General features: G+C 40.5%; 18 protein-coding genes and 1 pseudogene. 12 read left to right on the plus strand and 7 right to left on the minus strand.

What is annotated here, in order from left to right:
* Positions 1-127 precede the first annotated feature (127 nt).
* The gene (gene clpS / locus ACR5KR_RS24175; RefSeq protein WP_448268285.1) at positions 128-454 is read left to right on the plus strand and encodes an ATP-dependent Clp protease adapter ClpS; all 327 of its coding nucleotides are present in this window, start codon (positions 128-130) and stop codon (positions 452-454) included.
* Between the two features lie 5 nt (positions 455-459).
* Positions 460-804, plus strand: a complete 345-nt coding sequence (locus tag ACR5KR_RS24180; protein ID WP_448268286.1) for a DUF2103 domain-containing protein — start codon at positions 460-462, stop codon at positions 802-804.
* Positions 805-847: 43 nt separating this feature from the next.
* On the opposite strand, the gene ACR5KR_RS24185 is transcribed toward ACR5KR_RS24180, so the two are convergent.
* The 3 genes from ACR5KR_RS24185 to ACR5KR_RS24195 form a co-directional block, all read right to left on the minus strand.
* Positions 848-1,168: a hypothetical protein gene (locus ACR5KR_RS24185; RefSeq protein ID WP_322673634.1), complete on the minus strand. Its 321-nt coding sequence runs from the start codon at positions 1,166-1,168 to the stop codon at positions 848-850.
* Positions 1,169-2,229: 1,061 nt separating this feature from the next.
* Positions 2,230-2,658, minus strand: a complete 429-nt coding sequence (locus tag ACR5KR_RS24190; RefSeq protein ID WP_445630130.1) for a hypothetical protein — start codon at positions 2,656-2,658, stop codon at positions 2,230-2,232.
* A 55-nt stretch (positions 2,659-2,713) separates the two neighbouring features.
* Positions 2,714-3,655 (minus strand): FAD-binding domain-containing protein, encoded by a 942-nt coding sequence (locus tag ACR5KR_RS24195; RefSeq protein WP_448268287.1) that lies wholly within the window; start codon positions 3,653-3,655, stop codon positions 2,714-2,716.
* Positions 3,656-3,889: 234 nt separating this feature from the next.
* Here ACR5KR_RS24195 and ACR5KR_RS24200 point away from each other — a divergent pair, with 234 nt between their 5' ends.
* The 6 genes from ACR5KR_RS24200 to ACR5KR_RS24225 all read left to right on the plus strand — a co-directional run bounded on the left by ACR5KR_RS24200 (position 3,890) and on the right by ACR5KR_RS24225 (position 8,948).
* The gene (locus tag ACR5KR_RS24200; RefSeq protein WP_448268288.1) at positions 3,890-5,656 is read left to right on the plus strand and encodes a protein kinase domain-containing protein; all 1,767 of its coding nucleotides are present in this window, start codon (positions 3,890-3,892) and stop codon (positions 5,654-5,656) included.
* Positions 5,657-5,799: 143 nt separating this feature from the next.
* Entirely contained in the window at positions 5,800-6,279 is a 480-nt protein-coding gene (gene bcp, locus ACR5KR_RS24205) for a thioredoxin-dependent thiol peroxidase (RefSeq protein WP_448268289.1), read from the plus strand.
* Positions 6,280-6,331: 52 nt separating this feature from the next.
* Positions 6,332-6,730, plus strand: coding sequence for a hypothetical protein (locus ACR5KR_RS24210; protein WP_448268291.1), 399 nt, complete (start codon positions 6,332-6,334; stop codon positions 6,728-6,730).
* A gap of 29 nt (positions 6,731-6,759) precedes the next feature.
* Positions 6,760-6,987, plus strand: coding sequence for a hypothetical protein (locus ACR5KR_RS24215; protein ID WP_448268293.1), 228 nt, complete (start codon positions 6,760-6,762; stop codon positions 6,985-6,987).
* Between the two features lie 171 nt (positions 6,988-7,158).
* Complete coding sequence (locus tag ACR5KR_RS24220) at positions 7,159-7,785, plus strand: restriction endonuclease subunit R (protein WP_448268294.1); 627 nt, start codon at positions 7,159-7,161, stop codon at positions 7,783-7,785.
* Between the two features lie 5 nt (positions 7,786-7,790).
* A complete protein-coding gene (locus ACR5KR_RS24225; RefSeq protein ID WP_448268295.1) occupies positions 7,791-8,948 on the plus strand; it encodes a cysteine desulfurase family protein in 1,158 nt (385 codons plus the stop codon).
* A 25-nt stretch (positions 8,949-8,973) separates the two neighbouring features.
* On the opposite strand, the gene ACR5KR_RS24230 is transcribed toward ACR5KR_RS24225, so the two are convergent.
* On the minus strand, positions 8,974-9,921 hold the full coding sequence (locus tag ACR5KR_RS24230; RefSeq protein WP_448268296.1) for a 1-aminocyclopropane-1-carboxylate deaminase/D-cysteine desulfhydrase: 948 nt from the start codon (positions 9,919-9,921) through the stop codon (positions 8,974-8,976).
* Positions 9,922-10,140: 219 nt separating this feature from the next.
* Here ACR5KR_RS24230 and ACR5KR_RS24235 point away from each other — a divergent pair, with 219 nt between their 5' ends.
* From ACR5KR_RS24235 to ACR5KR_RS24250, 4 genes are all read left to right on the plus strand, one after another.
* On the plus strand, positions 10,141-11,871 hold the full coding sequence (locus ACR5KR_RS24235) for a diflavin flavoprotein (protein WP_448268297.1): 1,731 nt from the start codon (positions 10,141-10,143) through the stop codon (positions 11,869-11,871).
* A gap of 137 nt (positions 11,872-12,008) precedes the next feature.
* Positions 12,009-12,521 carry a phosphate-starvation-inducible PsiE family protein gene (locus ACR5KR_RS24240; RefSeq protein ID WP_012407378.1) on the plus strand — a complete coding sequence of 171 codons (513 nt, stop codon included), beginning with the start codon at positions 12,009-12,011 and terminating at the stop codon, positions 12,519-12,521.
* A 285-nt stretch (positions 12,522-12,806) separates the two neighbouring features.
* The gene (locus tag ACR5KR_RS24245) at positions 12,807-14,543 is read left to right on the plus strand and encodes a diflavin flavoprotein (protein ID WP_445630120.1); all 1,737 of its coding nucleotides are present in this window, start codon (positions 12,807-12,809) and stop codon (positions 14,541-14,543) included.
* A 95-nt stretch (positions 14,544-14,638) separates the two neighbouring features.
* The gene (locus ACR5KR_RS24250; protein WP_448268298.1) at positions 14,639-14,809 is read left to right on the plus strand and encodes a carbohydrate porin; all 171 of its coding nucleotides are present in this window, start codon (positions 14,639-14,641) and stop codon (positions 14,807-14,809) included.
* Positions 14,810-14,868: 59 nt separating this feature from the next.
* Here the strand turns inward: ACR5KR_RS24250 and ACR5KR_RS24255 are convergent.
* The 3 genes and pseudogenes from ACR5KR_RS24255 to rpmA all read right to left on the minus strand — a co-directional run.
* Positions 14,869-15,315, minus strand: a pseudogene (locus ACR5KR_RS24255) (transposase); the annotation flags it as partial.
* A 25-nt stretch (positions 15,316-15,340) separates the two neighbouring features.
* Positions 15,341-15,691 carry a transposase gene (locus ACR5KR_RS24260; protein ID WP_448266046.1) on the minus strand — a complete coding sequence of 117 codons (351 nt, stop codon included), beginning with the start codon at positions 15,689-15,691 and terminating at the stop codon, positions 15,341-15,343.
* A 342-nt stretch (positions 15,692-16,033) separates the two neighbouring features.
* Positions 16,034-16,330 carry a 50S ribosomal protein L27 gene (gene rpmA / locus ACR5KR_RS24265; RefSeq protein WP_375480351.1) on the minus strand — a complete coding sequence of 99 codons (297 nt, stop codon included), beginning with the start codon at positions 16,328-16,330 and terminating at the stop codon, positions 16,034-16,036.
* Between the last annotated feature and the right edge of the window lie 14 nt (positions 16,331-16,344).

A 16,344-nucleotide genomic window follows, 5' to 3' on the forward strand; every position in this document is an offset into this window, starting at 1 on the left:
GACAAATGACAAATGACAAAGGACAAAGGACAAATGACAGATGACAAATGACAACAGACTACTAAACAATGAACTAAACTAATTACTTGTAGTGTAGTTTTGTAAAATTATCTTGACCAATTGTTTTATGGTTATGACACTTTCAGCAGATGTTTACAGGATGTCCACAGCACCAACTATAGCTCCTGAACGGTCTAATCAAGTTATCCGTAAGACTTATCCAAATTACAAAGTGATTGTATTAAACGATGATTTTAATACATTCCAACATGTGTCTGAATGTTTGATGAAATATATTCCGGGAATGACTGGCGATCGCGCGTGGGATCTGACTAATCAGGTACACTATGAAGGTCAAGCGATCGTCTGGGTCGGGCCCCAAGAACCTGCGGAACTCTATCACCAGCAGCTGCGCCGAGCAGGTTTGACAATGGCACCTCTAGAAGCAGCTTAATTATTATGGGCAAACCCTCCGTAGATCCCCTCCGCACGGCTTCTCTACGAGACGCTACGCGAACACAAAAAGCCGCCAGACTGGTTTGGAATCACTCAACACACCTTTCTGGTCTTATCCCCATTTTAGAACGTCTTTGTCAGCAGGATGGTATCCAAACTGTGACGCCGGGTGTGATTGGACGATCGAAAGGTCACAGTCCAAAAATGCAACTACGCGTCTCAGTACCGATTCGCGGCGGCTATAAAGTCATTGCGCGGCAGGGGAAAACGGTACAAGAGGTGTTTATTTTAACAACTTTGTCCCAAGATAAACTAGAAGCTGCATTAGCGATCGCGATGAAATGTTAATCATACTCAATGCCCCATGCCTTGTTTGGCCCATACCCAATAACTATTCCTCAACCCGATGTACTGCAAATTTATGTAGCGGCAGACTAACAATACAAGAAAAAGTTAAGAAATATGACAAAGCTGTAGTTATTTTCAAAGTCATGACTACAGATTCCCAGCCAGGTAAAACTATTTTTTCGATGCCAAAAGCTACACAGTAAACTAGCCAGTAACTAAAGCTCATTCTAAACAGAATTCGCTCTGTTTCTTCCATCTCATTTGTTTGCTGCTTACCATCCCACAGTAACAACAGTCCAATAATGCAAGCGACAAAGGAAACAGCAACTACAGATTCGTGACAAAATATATTTAACGAATGCATTTGTGTTTATTCCCACATTTTTTCAGTTGAAACTCAGTCTAAAGGAATATTCCTTGCAGATATACAAATTATTTACAAACCTCAATAGAATAAAAACTGCTGACTGAAAAATCTCACTTGCAACTCAGCACTTGTAACTCCATTAACCTGCAAGACAAGACTAGTTGCCAAAATTGAAGCATTTGCAACAATTGTTCTTTCATGTATAAGAAAGGTTTAAGTATTTCCAAAAAACATATAAGCATTTGCTGGAAAGGCTTAATACTTTGCAACAATTGTTCTTTCATGTATAAGAAAGGTTTAAGTCTTTCCCAGAAATATATAAGCAAGTGCTGGAAAGGCTTAATACTTTGCAACAATTGTTCTGTCATGTATAAGAAAGGTTTAAATGATTGCAGCAATTGTTGTAATTAACTTATGAGTTAATCTTACTTAAAAAATCAAAATCTTTTAGGTAAGATTAACTGCCCTCATCCCCCAACCCTTCTCCCAAATTGGGCTATACTCCAGTGATTAAGGCTACCGTGTATACACAAGTCTCAAGTAGTTGATAAATCTTGGTTTTACCCCACCCTAACCCTCCTTTCTGGGGCAGGTTTTTTTGATTAGACAAATTTTTGGGATTTTAAAACCAAAACCATTGTCTGAGAACTTAAAACTACGTTCAATAATTGAGAACATTCTCAACTATTTATCGAAAGCCTAAAAGCCTGCCCTTGAAAGCCCTAACCCTCCCCCCTTCGACAAGCTCAGGGCATCGCTTATAAAGGGGAGGGCACAACATTTCCTCGTTCCCAGTCGGAGACTGGGAATGCATTCATTGAGTCTCTGACTCAATGCTAGATTAGAGGCAGAGCCTCAACGAGGAGCATTCCCATGCAGAGCATGGGAACGAGATAAACGAGAAAACAATGGAAAATCAAACTTTTTTTGACTTGTGTATACACCGTAGTCGCGTAAAAGGAGAGAGGCTTTGAGGCTTACTCCCCAACGCTAGCAGGGAAGGGGCTGGGGGTTAGGTCTGTATTTCACGCAATTGAAAACCGCTATATAAAAGAGATTTAGGGTAAGGGCTTTTGATAAACATAATTTTGCGCCACTTTCCAATAGCGCGAGAACCGTTTCAAGTCAATATAGCCGTCATAGCTAAAAAATGGTTCTACCTCTAACACTTCCACTGCTATAGAACGCTCCATTTGATTACAAATATCATCAAATCGGGGACTGGGACTATTGGCTGTGACAACTAAATTAGCATCATGTTCTTGAGCAAAAGCTAAAATTTCTTGTGCCACATCGCCACGGCGAATAACAACAGGTAACTCTAGCAAACATTCGTAGATAAAAGTCAGACGTTTAAGACTCAATTGCCATTCCTCTATCAAAGCCTCGTCCCAAACCCAGATAGCTGGGGCATCAGGGTATTTTTGCAATGTGGGATTATTTGGACTGAGGCAATCTCCATGTACCCAAACAATTGGTTTAGTCATTTGTCATTTGTCATTTGTCATAGGTCATTTGTCATTTGGCATTTGTCAAGAGTTATTATTCTCTTCCTTGTCCCCCTTGTCCCCCTTGTCCCCCTTGTCCCCCTTGTCCCCCTTGTCCTCCTTGTCCTCCCCTACTCCCCCTGCTCCCCTTTCCTTTCTTTCCACGCTGCCAACTTTGGCTATTAGGTTGTTTGCTAAATTCGCCTTTGGGAAAAAGTCGCTGTTCTAATTCTTCATAACTGCCTTCAAAATCACAATGACCATAAAGGGGACATTTCTGGCAATAAATGCCTTTGGTGTAGCGTTCTAAGTTTTCACGGTTGAAAAAATACGGTTTCTGACTAAAAGTGCTAGCAACCCACTGCCATGACATATTATTGCTAGCAGGATCGCCATCTAAAAGGTGTTCGAGAAACCATTTGGCTCCAGCTTGCCAACGAATACGCCGCCAATGGACAATATAAGCCGCTAGCCACATTCGGGCATGGTTATGTAAATAGCCAGTTTCTCTCAAATCACGACTGAAACTGTCAATGCAAACTCTGCCTGTAGTTCCTTCTCTGATATCTTGCGGCAATTCGGATGCATATTCGCCCATAGTATAACCAGTTTTGTACTCTTCCTGGTCTTTCCAGATTTCATCCCCCAACTTTATATACAACCGTTGCCAGTAATCGCGCCAACCTAATTCGTTAATTAGTTTCGTAGCATCCTCTTGTTGTTGTACTTGGTTGAGAACATAATCTCGAATTTCTCGCAAACTCAAAACCCCATAGCGGATGTAAGGCGAAAGACGCGTGACTGCACCTGCGAAGAAATTACGTGTTTGGGCGTAGCGAACGGGGTCAATTTTTTGTAGCGCTGTTTCTGCCGCTTTGCGTCCCCCCACAGTTTCGCTGATGTGGCGATCGCGTTCGGCTGCGCCTGGGAATTGTTCGCGCAGGTAGGCTACCAACTCATCGCGGTTGGTAAATTGGCGTTGCATATCTTTAGGCATGTGAACGTTGAAGAGTAAGAATAGATAAACAAAAATACTTGTAGGTTAAGTTATTATTATCGCGAATAAATATAAGCGATCGCTCTCACCCTGATGAGAGAACTTAAGCAAAGATGAATGAGTGCGTAGCCTACCAATAACCGCAGGAATCGTTCATTGTCCTAATTTTTACTGGTGACGTGAATATCACCGTAAGGCTAGACTATCAGGGCAAACTGTGTTGCAAAAAACACCATGACCCTCTGCATCAATCTCCAATGCCCAAGACCCCAAAATTCTGAAAATATACTGTTTTGTCAAGCTTGTGGCTCAGAATTGCTCTTGAAAGGACAGTATCGAGTGACTCGTCAATTAGGTGCTGGTGGTTTTGCCAAGACATTTGAAGTCAACCACGCTAACACCCTCAAAGTATTAAAAGTTCTGATGCTAGATGATACCAAGGCAGTATCACTGTTTCAGCAGGAGGCACAAGTCTTAAGCCATCTGAATCATCCCGGAATTCCAAAGGGAGATGGGTACTTTACCTTCTCTCCCAAAAATCGCCAAACGCCACTACATTGCTTGGTAATGGAAAAAATCGAGGGGTTGGATTTGTACCAATATATGGAACAACGAGGTAATCGCCCCATAGATGAAAATTTAGCACTTTTATGGCTAACCCAGTTGACAAATATTTTGCATGAAGTGCATCAACAGAACTTTTTTCATCGAGATATCAAACCACCAAATATTATGCTCAAAGCAGATGGACATCTGGCTTTGATAGACTTTGGTACAGCAAGAGAAGTTACCTTAACCTATCATCAAAAAGCAGCAGGGCAGAATATAACAGGGATTTTTTCACCAGGTTATACACCATTAGAACAAGCCAATGGTAAAGCCGTACCACAATCAGACTTTTTTGCCCTCGGTCGCACATTTGTTTATTTACTTACTGGCAAATCTCCAGATCAATTTTCTGAAGACCCACGAACTGGTAAGTTAATGTGGCGAGACAGTGCCTTACAAACATCTAAGCAGGTAGCTGGTTTGATTGATTATCTAATGGAAGCATTTCCTGGAAAGCGTCCTCAAAATGCCCAAATGATTTTGAGGTGTCTATCAGAAATTAATTCAAATGTACAGTCATATTCTACTGGTTCTTCAGCATCACAATTACTACCTACAGAAATAGAAAAGCCTAAACAAAGTAGGCAACTTCAAACCTCAGGGACTACTCAAGTTCAATCTTTAAAAACTGAAACCAATATATTCTCTAGCAAAGCCGCCCAATTTACAGGTGGAGTAATTGCTTTCGTTATACTTTTTTTAATTAAATTTGGTAGTCGGGGAATTTATAAGTTATTTGATTTTCATGCAAGTCAACCAGTTGTAACTTCAACACCAACTAACTTACAAACAAGTAATTCTGAGCAAGCAAATACTGATTCAACGAGTCAGCAACCTTCTACTTCCGAAGAAAACACACCTTCAGGTGTTCCATTTGGTTGGAAGAAGTTTGAGGGTGGTGGCGCAGAATTATGGTTGCCTCCAAGTTGGGAAGGTGGAGATTTAAACGATAAATTAGACGAATTAAGGACAAGTTTAAGAAGTCATAATCCAGACCTTGAGAACTTTGTTAAAATAGTCCAGCAAAATCCTTCAGCATTTGTCATCTGGGCTTTAGATTCGGTCAAGGGTAACTCAGGCTTTTTAACTAATGTAATTGTCTCAAAAGAACAAGTAACTTTTACGATTAATTTAGAAACTTACTTACAAGAGGTGAGCAAGCACTTTCCTACTCAAATTCGTATAATCGATATGAAAACTGAGTTGGTTGATAATTATCAGGTAGGATGGATAATCACAGAAACATCACTAGGTAGAAGCGGAAAACAAATATATTATGTCATTAAAGATGGCAGGACTATTTGGAGTATAATTTTTTCGACTGGAGCAGATGAATTTGAACAACGATTACCAATATTTGAAGCAAGTCTTCGTACCTTTTCAGTTAAGTAGTAAGTTGTCAGAAAAATTACTTATAATTGTTTGGGTTTTGCTATTGTTTAACCAAAACTAATACTATTCGTAATTAGTGGTTACGTGCGATCGCTCAATCTATGTAAAATTCTAAAGCGATTCCAATTTCTCACACCTTCATTATGAGCAACATTCCCCAAGTCGGACAACCAGCACCAGATTTCTCCACTCCTGACCAAAATGGCAATTTAGTCACTCTCGACGACCTCAGCAGTCAATGGGTTGTCCTCTACTTCTACCCCAAAGATGATACACCGGGCTGTACCACTGAAGCGAAAGATTTCAGCGAGTTGTATCAAGACTTCAGCGCACTAGGAGCGAAAATTTTAGGTGTAAGTCCAGATTTGGGTAAATCCCATTGTAAATTTATCAGCAAACATAACTTGGCGATCGCTCTTTTAAGCGACCCAGAACATCTTTTAATCGAAGCCTACGGCGCTTGGCGATTGAAAAAATTTATGGGTAAAGAATATATGGGTGTTGCTCGGTCAACCTTTTTAATTTCACCTGATAGAATTATTGTCTATACTTGGCCCAACGTCAAAACCAAAGGTCATGCTCAAGCAGTTTTAACTAAATTACGGGAATTAGCAGCCACGTAAGGCGGCTGGATGCTAGAAACTGCTAGGGTGATAATTCAAGTCAGAAATAAACATGATTCAAGTCATCCAAGCCCAAAATGTTACTCTTGCGTACTTAAAGAAAAAATTTGCTCTCTATAAATCTGAAGATGAGCAATTTTTTACAGAGTGTTTTGACTATATCCCGGAAATTCCCGAATTAGAAAAGCAATATTTAGACAGAGTTAAAAATAACTATCTTAACGTACTTGAAAATGCTCCTCTTTTAGAAGAAGCAGTAAAATTGGTAGTATTATCTCCATTATTAGATTTAGCTGGTTTTTATCGTCCTCCTTTTTATATTGCTACTGAAGAAAGTGTAGAAATTAGTGAAACTTTTATCATTGATAATGAAGTAACTACCGAAGATACTAAAGAAATTATTAAAGGAAAAATTGATGTCTTAGTTCTCCAAGATGACTATGGTTACTGATAATTGAATCTAAAAGGTCTAGTTTTTCCTTGGCAAAAGCAATTCCACAAGCACTAACTTATATGCTAGCAAATCCTCAGCCTGAGCATCCTGCATATTCCTTAGTAATGAATGGAGAAGATTTCCAATTTATTAAGCTAATAAAACAAGATAAACTAATGTATGCTTTATCTGATAGATTCACTTTATATAGACGTGAGAATGAATTATATAAAATTTTGAATATATTAAAAAAAATAGGTCAAGTTTTAAATTAATTATCTTTGCTTTTTATATATAATCGTATGTCAAATTTAAATTGATATATAAGCAAGTTCTTATTTACTAAGCACTAAAATGCTTACTACAAACTCTCAAAACTATCTGGAACCATTAGGTTAATACTGTAATAATGTCATAATAGTTATATTGCACCTTTAAAATGAATTATGGTTCAATTTATCCAAGCACAAAATGTCGGGCTTGCCTACTTGGAAGAAAGATTTAGCCTACAGCTAGCGGAAGATGAGGCATTTTTCACAGAATGGTTTGAAAATTTACCGGAAATCACAGATTTAGAAAAGCAAAATTTAGACAGAATAAAACTTCATTTTCTCCGTTTAGTCAAGCGTCCTCCTTTGTCAGAAGAAACGGTAAAATTAGTAGTTTTATCTCCTTTACTCAATTTAGCTGGATTTTATGATGAGCCTTTTTATATGAGAGGCGAGGAATCAATCGAAATTTCGGCAGAAGATGAAGGAGAAATCATTAGAGATAGAATTGATGTTTTAGTTATTCAAGAACAATTCTGGTTATTAGTAATTGAATCTAAAAGGTCTAGCTTTTCTCTTTTAGAAGCCGTACCTCAAGCACTTGTGTATATGTTGGCTAATCCTAATCAAGATAAACCTACTTTTGGATTAGTAACAAATGGTAGTCATTTCATTTTTATAAAACTGACTCAACAAAATATACCAAAGTATGCATTGTCTGATGAATTTACGCTGTTGAGGAGAAAAAATGAACTGTATCAAGTTCTAAGTGTATTAAAAAATTTGAGTCAAAGTTTGAGTTAATAATTATGTATATTCGTTCTATATACCTTGATTGTCACGCTACTACACCCGTAGATGAACGGGTACTAGCAGCAATGCTTCCCTACTTCACAGAAAAATTTGGCAACCCAGCAAGTATTAGTCATGTTTATGGTTGGGAAGCAGAAGCTGCTGTCAAACAAACGCGAGAAATTTTAGCAGCAGCAATCAACGCCACACCAGAAGAAATTGTGTTTACGAGTGGTGCAACAGAAGCCAATAATTTAGCGATAAAAGGTGTTGCTGAAACTTATTTTAAAAAAGGTCAGCATATTATTACTGTTGCCACTGAACATAGTGCAGTAATCGATCCTTGTAATTATTTAAAAAGTCTCGGTTTTGAAATTACTATTCTCCCTGTCCAAAAAGATGGATTGATTGATTTAACTGAGTTAAAAAAAGCTTTCCGTCCTGAAACGATTTTAGTCTCGGTGATGGCTGCAAATAACGAAATTGGCGTGTTACAGCCTTTGGCAGAAATTGGGGAAATGTGCCATGAACACGATATCATTTTTCACTCCGATGCTGCCCAAGCTATTGGTAAAATTCCCTTAGATGTGCAAGCGATGAAAATTGATTTGATGTCGCTAACAGCACATAAAGTATATGGCCCCAAAGGTATTGGAGCGCTGTACGTCCGCAGACGCAACCCCAGAGTAAAACTGGCTCCCCAGCAGCACGGCGGCGGACATGAGCGGGGGATGCGTTCTGGTACATTGTATACACCGCAAATTGTCGGCTTTGGGAAAGCTGTAGAAATCGCTTTGGCTGAACAAGCAACAGAAACCCAACGCCTCACCCAATTAAGACAAAGATTATGGGAACAGCTATCGCAAGTCGAAGGAATTCATTTCAACGGAAATCTTCAACAGCGATTGGCGGGAAACTTGAGTATCAGTGTTGAGAAAGTGGATGGAGCCGCGCTTTTGCTAGGATTGCAGCCAGTAATGGCAGTTTCTTCTGGTTCAGCTTGTTCGTCAGCAAATACTGCTCCTTCCCATGTTCTCATAGCATTGGGACACCCCCAACAGCTAGCTTATGCCTCGATAAGGTTTGGCATTGGCAGGTTTAATACAGAAGCGGAGATTGATATTGTAGCGAAACATGCGATCGCTACTATTCAAAGTTTACAAAATAAACGGTAAGAACTCTTGTAGAGATGTAGCAATACTACGTCTCTGAGATTTTAGCAAACCTTTGAAAACGCTCCTCTATCCCGGCATTGCCCTGTAAGCCGCCTGTGTGTACTAGCAACAAGGAGTCGCCTTTACAAAAAAATCCCTGCTTTAATAAATCCATCACTCCATAAAACATTTTGGCGGTATATACGTAATCGAGAGGTACGCCATGTTCCTGTGTAAACTGTTTGCTAAACAGTAGTAACTCGTCGTTCACCTTTGCATAGCCGCCAAAGTGGTAATCACATACCAATTCCCAGGAAGCGGGACTATAGGGTGCAGGTAAATCAGAGGCGAGGTAATTTGTCAACAAACTTTCGATTTCTGGTGCAAGAAATGCGCCATTCTTCAATACGGGAAAAGCGATCGCTCTTTGTCTTTCATGCAACGAAAGCGCTATTCCAGCTAGTGTGGTGGCTGTACCGCAGGCTACGCATATATGATTAAAGGCGATCGTCGCATCACTAACTATTTCTGTGCAGCCGCGCACACCATTTAAATTACTCCCGCCTTCGGGAATGATAAACACCTCGCCAAAACTTTGTCGCAGATATTCCTCTAACGCTGGCGTGTTGCGCTGTCGATACATTTCGCGGTTTAGATACACAAGCTGCATACCCTGTTGTACAGCAAAACTCAGCGTTGCGTTTAATGGTAGCCTCTCCTCGCCACGAATTACGCCGATGGTGCGAAAACCGAAAAGATTACCAGCCGCCGCAGTTGCATAGATGTGATTGGAATAAGCGCCGCCAAAGGTTAGCAGTGTTGTGAAATTTTTCTTTTTGGCCTCTAAAAGATTGTATTTCAGCTTGAACCACTTATTGCCGTTAACCCACGGGTGCAGGAGATCCAGACGCAGCACATACAGTTCAACATCAGTGTTACGGGCGATTTCGCTGTTGATTTGTTGTAGAGGAGGAGGAAGAAAAGTTAACGACATCTGTCAAGATTTTAACTTATAATTTGCATTTTTTCACATTCATTATCGAATATAAAAGTAATGATAAACATTGAGTAATTCAATGGTAAGTCAAGCTAAATGATGAATAAATCTTTCTAATGATTAGCTTTAGAAATTGGCATTTTACTAATTGAGTGTTTCAGGTAAATATAAGAAACATAACACTCGCTCCAGATAATATTCTTTTGGAGAAAAGAAATGGTTGCACTCACACAGCTTACTCAAGTTATTTCCAATCCTGGACGTTTGACAATTGAAACTGTCGAAATTGCTCCTCAAACGACTGCTATACGTTGTCTCGATTGGGATAGAGAACGTTTTGATATCGAGTTTGGTTTACGAAATGGTACAACCTATAATTCTTTCTTAATTCAAGGAGAAAAAGTTGCCTTAGTTGATACATCTCATCGTAAGTTTGAGCAATTATATCTTGAGGTAGTGACGGGATTAATCGATCCAACTAAGATAGATTACTTGATTATTAGCCATACAGAACCAGACCACAGTGGCTTAGTGAAAGATATTTTAGAATTAGCTCCTTCCATTACTGTTGTTGCTGCAAAGGTAGCTATTCAATTTTTAGAAAATATGGTTCACCAGCCATTTAAATCAATACAAGTGAAAAGTGGAGAGCGTTTAGATTTAGGCAACGGACACGAATTAGAATTTATCTCTGCACCTAACTTACACTGGCCTGACACAATCTTGACCTATGACCATAAAACTTCCACACTCTACACTTGCGATGTGTTTGGGATGCACTACTGTGATGACCACACTTTTGATGAAAATATCACCTTACTTGAGGAAGATTTTAAATATTACTATGATTGTCTCATGGGGCCGAATGCCCGGTCTGTTTTGGCAGCTTTAAAGCGGATTGAAAAGTTAGAAATAGCAACTGTTGCTACAGGACATGGGCCTTTATTACAAAACTATATCTCCGAATGGCTGGGACGATATCAAAACTGGAGTTTAGAACAAGCCAAAACAGAGACTTTAGTAACTCTATTTTATGTTGAAGGCTACGGGCATAGCGAACATTTAGTCCGTACAATAGCTCATGGATGCGCGAAAACAGGTGTGGCAATAGAATTAGTAGACTTCAATAGCGCCGAGCCTCAAGAAGTTCGAGAATTAGTTACACAAGCTTCTGGTTTAATAATTGCCATGCCAGCGCAATCTTCGATAATAGCTCAAGCGGCTTTAAGTACAATTTTAGCTGCTGTTCATAAGAAACAAGCAATTGGTTTATTAGAGTCGGGAGGGGGAGAAGATGAACCAATTTATCCGTTACGCAATAAGTTTCAAGAATTGGGATTAACAGAAGCTTTTCCACCTATTTTAGTTAAAGAAATTCCTACCCAAGCAACGGAACAACTTTGTGATGAAGCGGGGACAGATATGGGTCAATGGTTAACCCGCGATCGCACCATAAAACAAATCAAATCTATCAATACCGAGCTAGAAAAAGCTTTAGGGCGGATTAGCACAGGATTATACATTATCACCGCCAAAAAAGGAGAAATTCAGAGTGCGATGTTGGCTTCGTGGGTGACACAAGCCAGTCTTGAGCCATTGGGAGTTGCGATCGCAGTATCCAAAGATCGGGCAATTGAATCCTTGATGCACGTTGGCGATCGCTTTGTTTTAAATGTTTTAGAAGAAGGCAAATATCAAGGATTAATGAAACATTTCCTCAAGCGTTTTGCTCCTGGTGCAGATAGATTTGCGGGAGTGAAAACATATCCAGCTAAAAATGAATCGCCCGTTTTAGCTGAAGCTCTAGCTTACATGGAATGTGAAATTACTAGCCGCATGGATTGTGGAGATCATTGGGTAATTTATAGCACAGTCCAAACTGGAAGAGTTGCCAACTTACATGCACTTACTGCTGCGCATCATCGCAAAATTGGCAATCATTACTAATTAGTCATTGGTCATTTGTCATTCGTCATTCTCTTTGTCCCTTTGCCTCCCTTATTTGCCTGCTTACCACAGACGCGATGAATCGCGTCTCTACCCACTCTTGTACAGACGCGATTCATCGCGTCTCCCAAAAAACTATGTATAAATCTGTTGAAAATACCCCGATTACCATGTACGAAATCAATCGTGGGCGCGTTGTCCGAAGCTTGGAATTTATCCAAGATGTAATTGTAATTTCTTTGTGTATCGGTTTATTTAGCTTCATGGTGCTTCAGGTGAGAGATATGTTTCTCTCGTTACTTCCACCTTTAGATTTTCATGCTGTTACTGCCGATATTCTCTTTTTACTTATCTTAGTTGAGCTGTTCCGATTGCTGATTATTTATCTGCAAGAACATCGAGTATCTATTGGAGTAGCTGTTGAAGTTTCCATCGTTTCCGCCTTGCGGGAAGTCATTGTTAAAGGTGTTCTAGAAACAAGTTGGAGTCAAGTTTTAGCAACTTGTGCTTTTTTATTAGTCCTGGGAGTACTACTATTTCTCCGAGTTTGGCTACCCCCTACTTTTGAAGGTATTGACCCGGAACAAGAAGTCTCTAAACGCTATAGAAGCCGAGCAAAGTCCGAATTAATACAAAACAATGGTCATTAAAAATAGGCAGTAGGGAGTGGGTAGAGATGCGATTAATCGTGTCTGTAGAGAAGATAATCTTCTGCCATGTCCAATGCCCAATGCCTAATATTTCTCTACGAGACGCTGTGCGTTAGCGGAGCTTTGGCTTTAGCGACTTCCAGAAAATAAATTATCCAATTTACTCAGATCGTATTTTTCTTTCTCCCCCTGCCTACACCAAGATCGGATATTTTTTTAGTTGGAAGTCCCTTAGCGATACGCTCAGTACAAGTGCCCAATTCCCCATTATTAACAGAGGTTATTATGTCTGCTGCCACATTAATGCCCAACCATAGCAGAGATGTACAAGTTGCTGAAATTGGTAAAAATACTCTGATTTTACGGTCGCGGACTTGGGACAGATTAAAATTTGAGGTTGAATATTCCCGCCAACGGGGAACTACAGCGAATTCTTATCTGATTCAAGCTGATAAAAAGGCTTTAATTGACCCTCCCGGCGAATCTTTTACCGAAATTTACCTTGAGCAACTAGCACAACATCTAGATTTCATCTCCCTCGATTACATTGTTCTGAGTCATGTCAATCCGAACCGCAGAGCAACCTTGCAAGTATTACTCTCTCTGGTTCCTCAAGCCACTCTCATTTGTTCTCGTCCCGCCGCCAATGCTCTTAGAACTGCCTTTCCCGAATTGGAATCACCTATTCAAGCGATGCGATCGCAAGATACTCTAAATTTAGGACAAGGACATCTTCTATCATTTATTACTGTACCAACTCCTCGGTGGGCGGATGGACTTTGTACCTACGATGCCGCGACAAAAATACTCTACACAGATAAACTTTTCGGCGCTCATATTTGCGAAGATACTTTGTTTGATGAAGATTGGAAGGGTTTAGATGCGGAACGTCGTTACTATTTTGAATGTCTCCATGCCCCCCAAGCAAAACAAGTCGAAGTAGCCTTAGATAAAATATCGGTTTTGGGAGCCAGATGTTATGCCCCAGCACACGGGCCAGTTGTTCGTTACAGCCTGAGTCGTTTTACTTATGATTACCGTCAATGGTGTCAAGGACAAAAATCTCAAGAATTGAGTGTCGCTTTACTTTATGCTTCTGCTTATGGAAATACAGCAATTCTGGCGAATGCGATCGCTCAAGGTTTGATCCAAAATGGAGTTAATGTAGAATCAATCAACTGCGAACTAGCCGATTCTGCGGAGATTAACCGCATTGTAGAAAGTTGCGATGGCTTGATTATTGGCTCACCCACTTTAGGCGGCCATGCACCGACTCAAATTCAAACTGCTTTAGGAATAGTCCTCTCGGTGGCAGCTAAAACTAAGTTGGCAGGGGTGTTTGGTTCTTATGGCTGGAGTGGCGAGGCAATAGATTTAATCGAAAGCAAGCTCAAAGATGCTAATTATCAACTAGGATTTGAAACAATTCGGGTGCGTTTCAGTCCGACTCCTGAAATTCTTCAGCAATGTCAAGAAGCTGGTGCTTTTTTTGCCCAAAACTTGAAGAAAACTAAAAAACTGCGGACTTCCCGCCATATTGTGACAGAAACCCATGTAGATCGTACCGAACAAGCGGTGGGGCGGATCGTTGGTTCTCTGTGTGTTGTGACAACTCGTGATGAAGAAACTCACAAAGGGGTTTTAACTTCTTGGGTATCTCAGGCAACTTTTAACCCGCCAGGAATTATGATTGCGATCGCTAACGAGCAAAATGCAGAGTTAATGCATCATCCTGGCGATAAATTTGTGCTGAATATCCTTAAAGAAGGAAGAAATGTCCGCCGCTATTTTTCTCGTCACAGCACTTTAGGGGATAATCCTTTTGCAAATCTTGACACAAAAACTGCTCTTAACGGTTGTTTGATTCTGAATGAGGCATTAGCCTATTTAGAATGTACAGTGCAAAATCAGCTGGAATGTGGCGATCGATGGTTAATTTATGCCGTCATCGATCGCGGTGAAGTGTTGGAAAATGATGGTGTTACTGCTTTAGAGTATCGTAAATCTGGCAGCTATTATTAATCTGACTGTTCACTAGACTTCTTGGCATTGTGGGGAAAAGGGGAAGGGTTAAAGGGTAAAGGTATGGAATTTTCCCAAATCCAGTAACCTTTAACATGCACCCCAACATCTTGGCATTTGTTATTTATCAACGTTTGTTTTATAACTATCGGGTTAATGACAATATCTCCATTACCCCTGGTGTATATTTCATCTTTAGCCCGGAAGGCTTTAGTGCTAATAACACAGCAATTGTAGGCGCACTTCGCACAACTTTTACTTTCTAGTAGTTCGCTTTCGTGACTAAAGCGGGGTAAAGGGGAAGGGGGGAGGGCTTTCAAGGAATCTATCCCACTAATAAAATCCGATTAATCCAAATATGAATTGTCGCTAGAGAAAGAAAAGCGTTGAAGCAGTCCGAAATTCGCTCCCATCGCACAACCAGACGGCGGTATTTTCTTTGATACCAAGCGAAACAACGCTCTTGTTGAAAACGTGGAACTGAGATTTTAATTGGTCTACCTCGATTTTTCTTGTTCTTCCAAACACGCTTGGGTAATTGCGGCCTGATACCACGTTTACGCAAAGCTGCACGTTTATCCTTGGAATCGTAACCTTTATCAGCAGCAATAACTTTAACTCGTTTACGAGGTCTACCGGGTTTATTCGTTTTGACTTTGACGCTATCTAGAAGTGGTAAAACCTGCTCTCGCTCATTGCCATTAGCAGGCGTTGTGCAATTAGCTAAGGGCATCCCGTTCCCCTCAGTGAGCGTATGTATCAAAATCCCTTTACCCTTACGACCATACGCAACCCCCTCACCGCCACCTTTCCCAGGGGGAAAAAGACCCGTCCACCGCGCCGTAGTTCCAGTTGATTAATCCTTTTTCTTCTGCAATGCCTAATATACGTGCTTGTAAATTATCTAATGTTCCATCTGTTTGCCAACGTTGTAGCCATCTGTGCGCTGCACTTTTTGATGCCCATATTTCTCCTGAAGGAACATCACACCAACGACATCCTGTTATCAATATATACAGCAAGGTATTAACCACATGGCGAAATGGAGCGTGTGGCATTCCGCGATCGCGCTTTTCTGGTTCCTTGGGGAATATATCTTCAAATAGCCTCCATTCTAGATCGCTTAATCCTTCAAATCGCCCAGCCATACCCTGATATAACTTACCGTCATCAACAGTAGATTATCACATTGCTGGTATTAGTGGGATAGATTCAAGGGCAGGCTTTTAGGCTTTCGATAAATAGTTGAGAATGTTCTCAATTATTGAACGTAGTTTTAAGTTCTCAGACAATGGTTTTGGTTTTAAAATCCCAAAAATTTGTCTAATCAAAAAAACCTGCCCCAGAAAGAGGGGGGAGGGGGAAGGGGGAAAGGGGAAAGAAATAGAATTTTCCCTTCCCCTTTAACCTTTTCTCTAAGAGTGCAAAAATATATTTTTGCAAGAGGTCTCTTAACTTGGCACCAACGGCAGGATGCCTACCCTAATACTCTAACTTGCTACTGCTTCAGCAGGAGCTGCCTCAGCAGCAGTTGTAGGTAAATAAACACTAACTTTTTTACGGGTTTTGCCCTTTCTCTCAAAGGTTACAACACCGTCGATTAAGGCAAACAAAGTGTCATCGCTGCCAATACCGACGTTGTTACCAGGGTGGAATTTGGTGCCGCGTTGACGCACGAGAATGTTTCCTGCGCGTACAACTTGACCGCCATAACGTTTGACACCCAGACGTTGGGCATTAGAGTCACGACCGTTGCGTGTACTACCTGTTCCTTTCTTATGAGCCATGATTTCCTCTTGTG

Source organism: Nostoc sp. DSM 114159, assembly GCF_053470285.1.

Excerpts from the sequence above, each read along its gene's own strand:
- clpS (WP_448268285.1), top strand. The coding sequence starts at position 128 with ATGGTTATGACACTTTCAGCAGATGTTTACAGGATGTCCACAGCACCA.
- ACR5KR_RS24180 (WP_448268286.1), top strand. The coding sequence starts at position 460 with ATGGGCAAACCCTCCGTAGATCCCCTCCGCACGGCTTCTCTACGAGAC.
- ACR5KR_RS24185 (WP_322673634.1), bottom strand. The coding sequence starts at position 1,168 with ATGCATTCGTTAAATATATTTTGTCACGAATCTGTAGTTGCTGTTTCC.
- ACR5KR_RS24190 (WP_445630130.1), bottom strand. The coding sequence starts at position 2,658 with ATGACTAAACCAATTGTTTGGGTACATGGAGATTGCCTCAGTCCAAAT.
- ACR5KR_RS24195 (WP_448268287.1), bottom strand. The coding sequence starts at position 3,655 with ATGCCTAAAGATATGCAACGCCAATTTACCAACCGCGATGAGTTGGTA.
- ACR5KR_RS24200 (WP_448268288.1), top strand. The coding sequence starts at position 3,890 with ATGACCCTCTGCATCAATCTCCAATGCCCAAGACCCCAAAATTCTGAA.
- bcp (WP_448268289.1), top strand. The coding sequence starts at position 5,800 with ATGAGCAACATTCCCCAAGTCGGACAACCAGCACCAGATTTCTCCACT.
- ACR5KR_RS24210 (WP_448268291.1), top strand. The coding sequence starts at position 6,332 with ATGATTCAAGTCATCCAAGCCCAAAATGTTACTCTTGCGTACTTAAAG.
- ACR5KR_RS24220 (WP_448268294.1), top strand. The coding sequence starts at position 7,159 with ATGGTTCAATTTATCCAAGCACAAAATGTCGGGCTTGCCTACTTGGAA.
- ACR5KR_RS24225 (WP_448268295.1), top strand. The coding sequence starts at position 7,791 with ATGTATATTCGTTCTATATACCTTGATTGTCACGCTACTACACCCGTA.
- ACR5KR_RS24230 (WP_448268296.1), bottom strand. The coding sequence starts at position 9,921 with ATGTCGTTAACTTTTCTTCCTCCTCCTCTACAACAAATCAACAGCGAA.
- ACR5KR_RS24235 (WP_448268297.1), top strand. The coding sequence starts at position 10,141 with ATGGTTGCACTCACACAGCTTACTCAAGTTATTTCCAATCCTGGACGT.
- ACR5KR_RS24240 (WP_012407378.1), top strand. The coding sequence starts at position 12,009 with ATGTATAAATCTGTTGAAAATACCCCGATTACCATGTACGAAATCAAT.
- ACR5KR_RS24245 (WP_445630120.1), top strand. The coding sequence starts at position 12,807 with ATGTCTGCTGCCACATTAATGCCCAACCATAGCAGAGATGTACAAGTT.
- ACR5KR_RS24250 (WP_448268298.1), top strand. The coding sequence starts at position 14,639 with ATGCACCCCAACATCTTGGCATTTGTTATTTATCAACGTTTGTTTTAT.
- ACR5KR_RS24260 (WP_448266046.1), bottom strand. The coding sequence starts at position 15,691 with ATGGCTGGGCGATTTGAAGGATTAAGCGATCTAGAATGGAGGCTATTT.
- rpmA (WP_375480351.1), bottom strand. The coding sequence starts at position 16,330 with ATGGCTCATAAGAAAGGAACAGGTAGTACACGCAACGGTCGTGACTCT.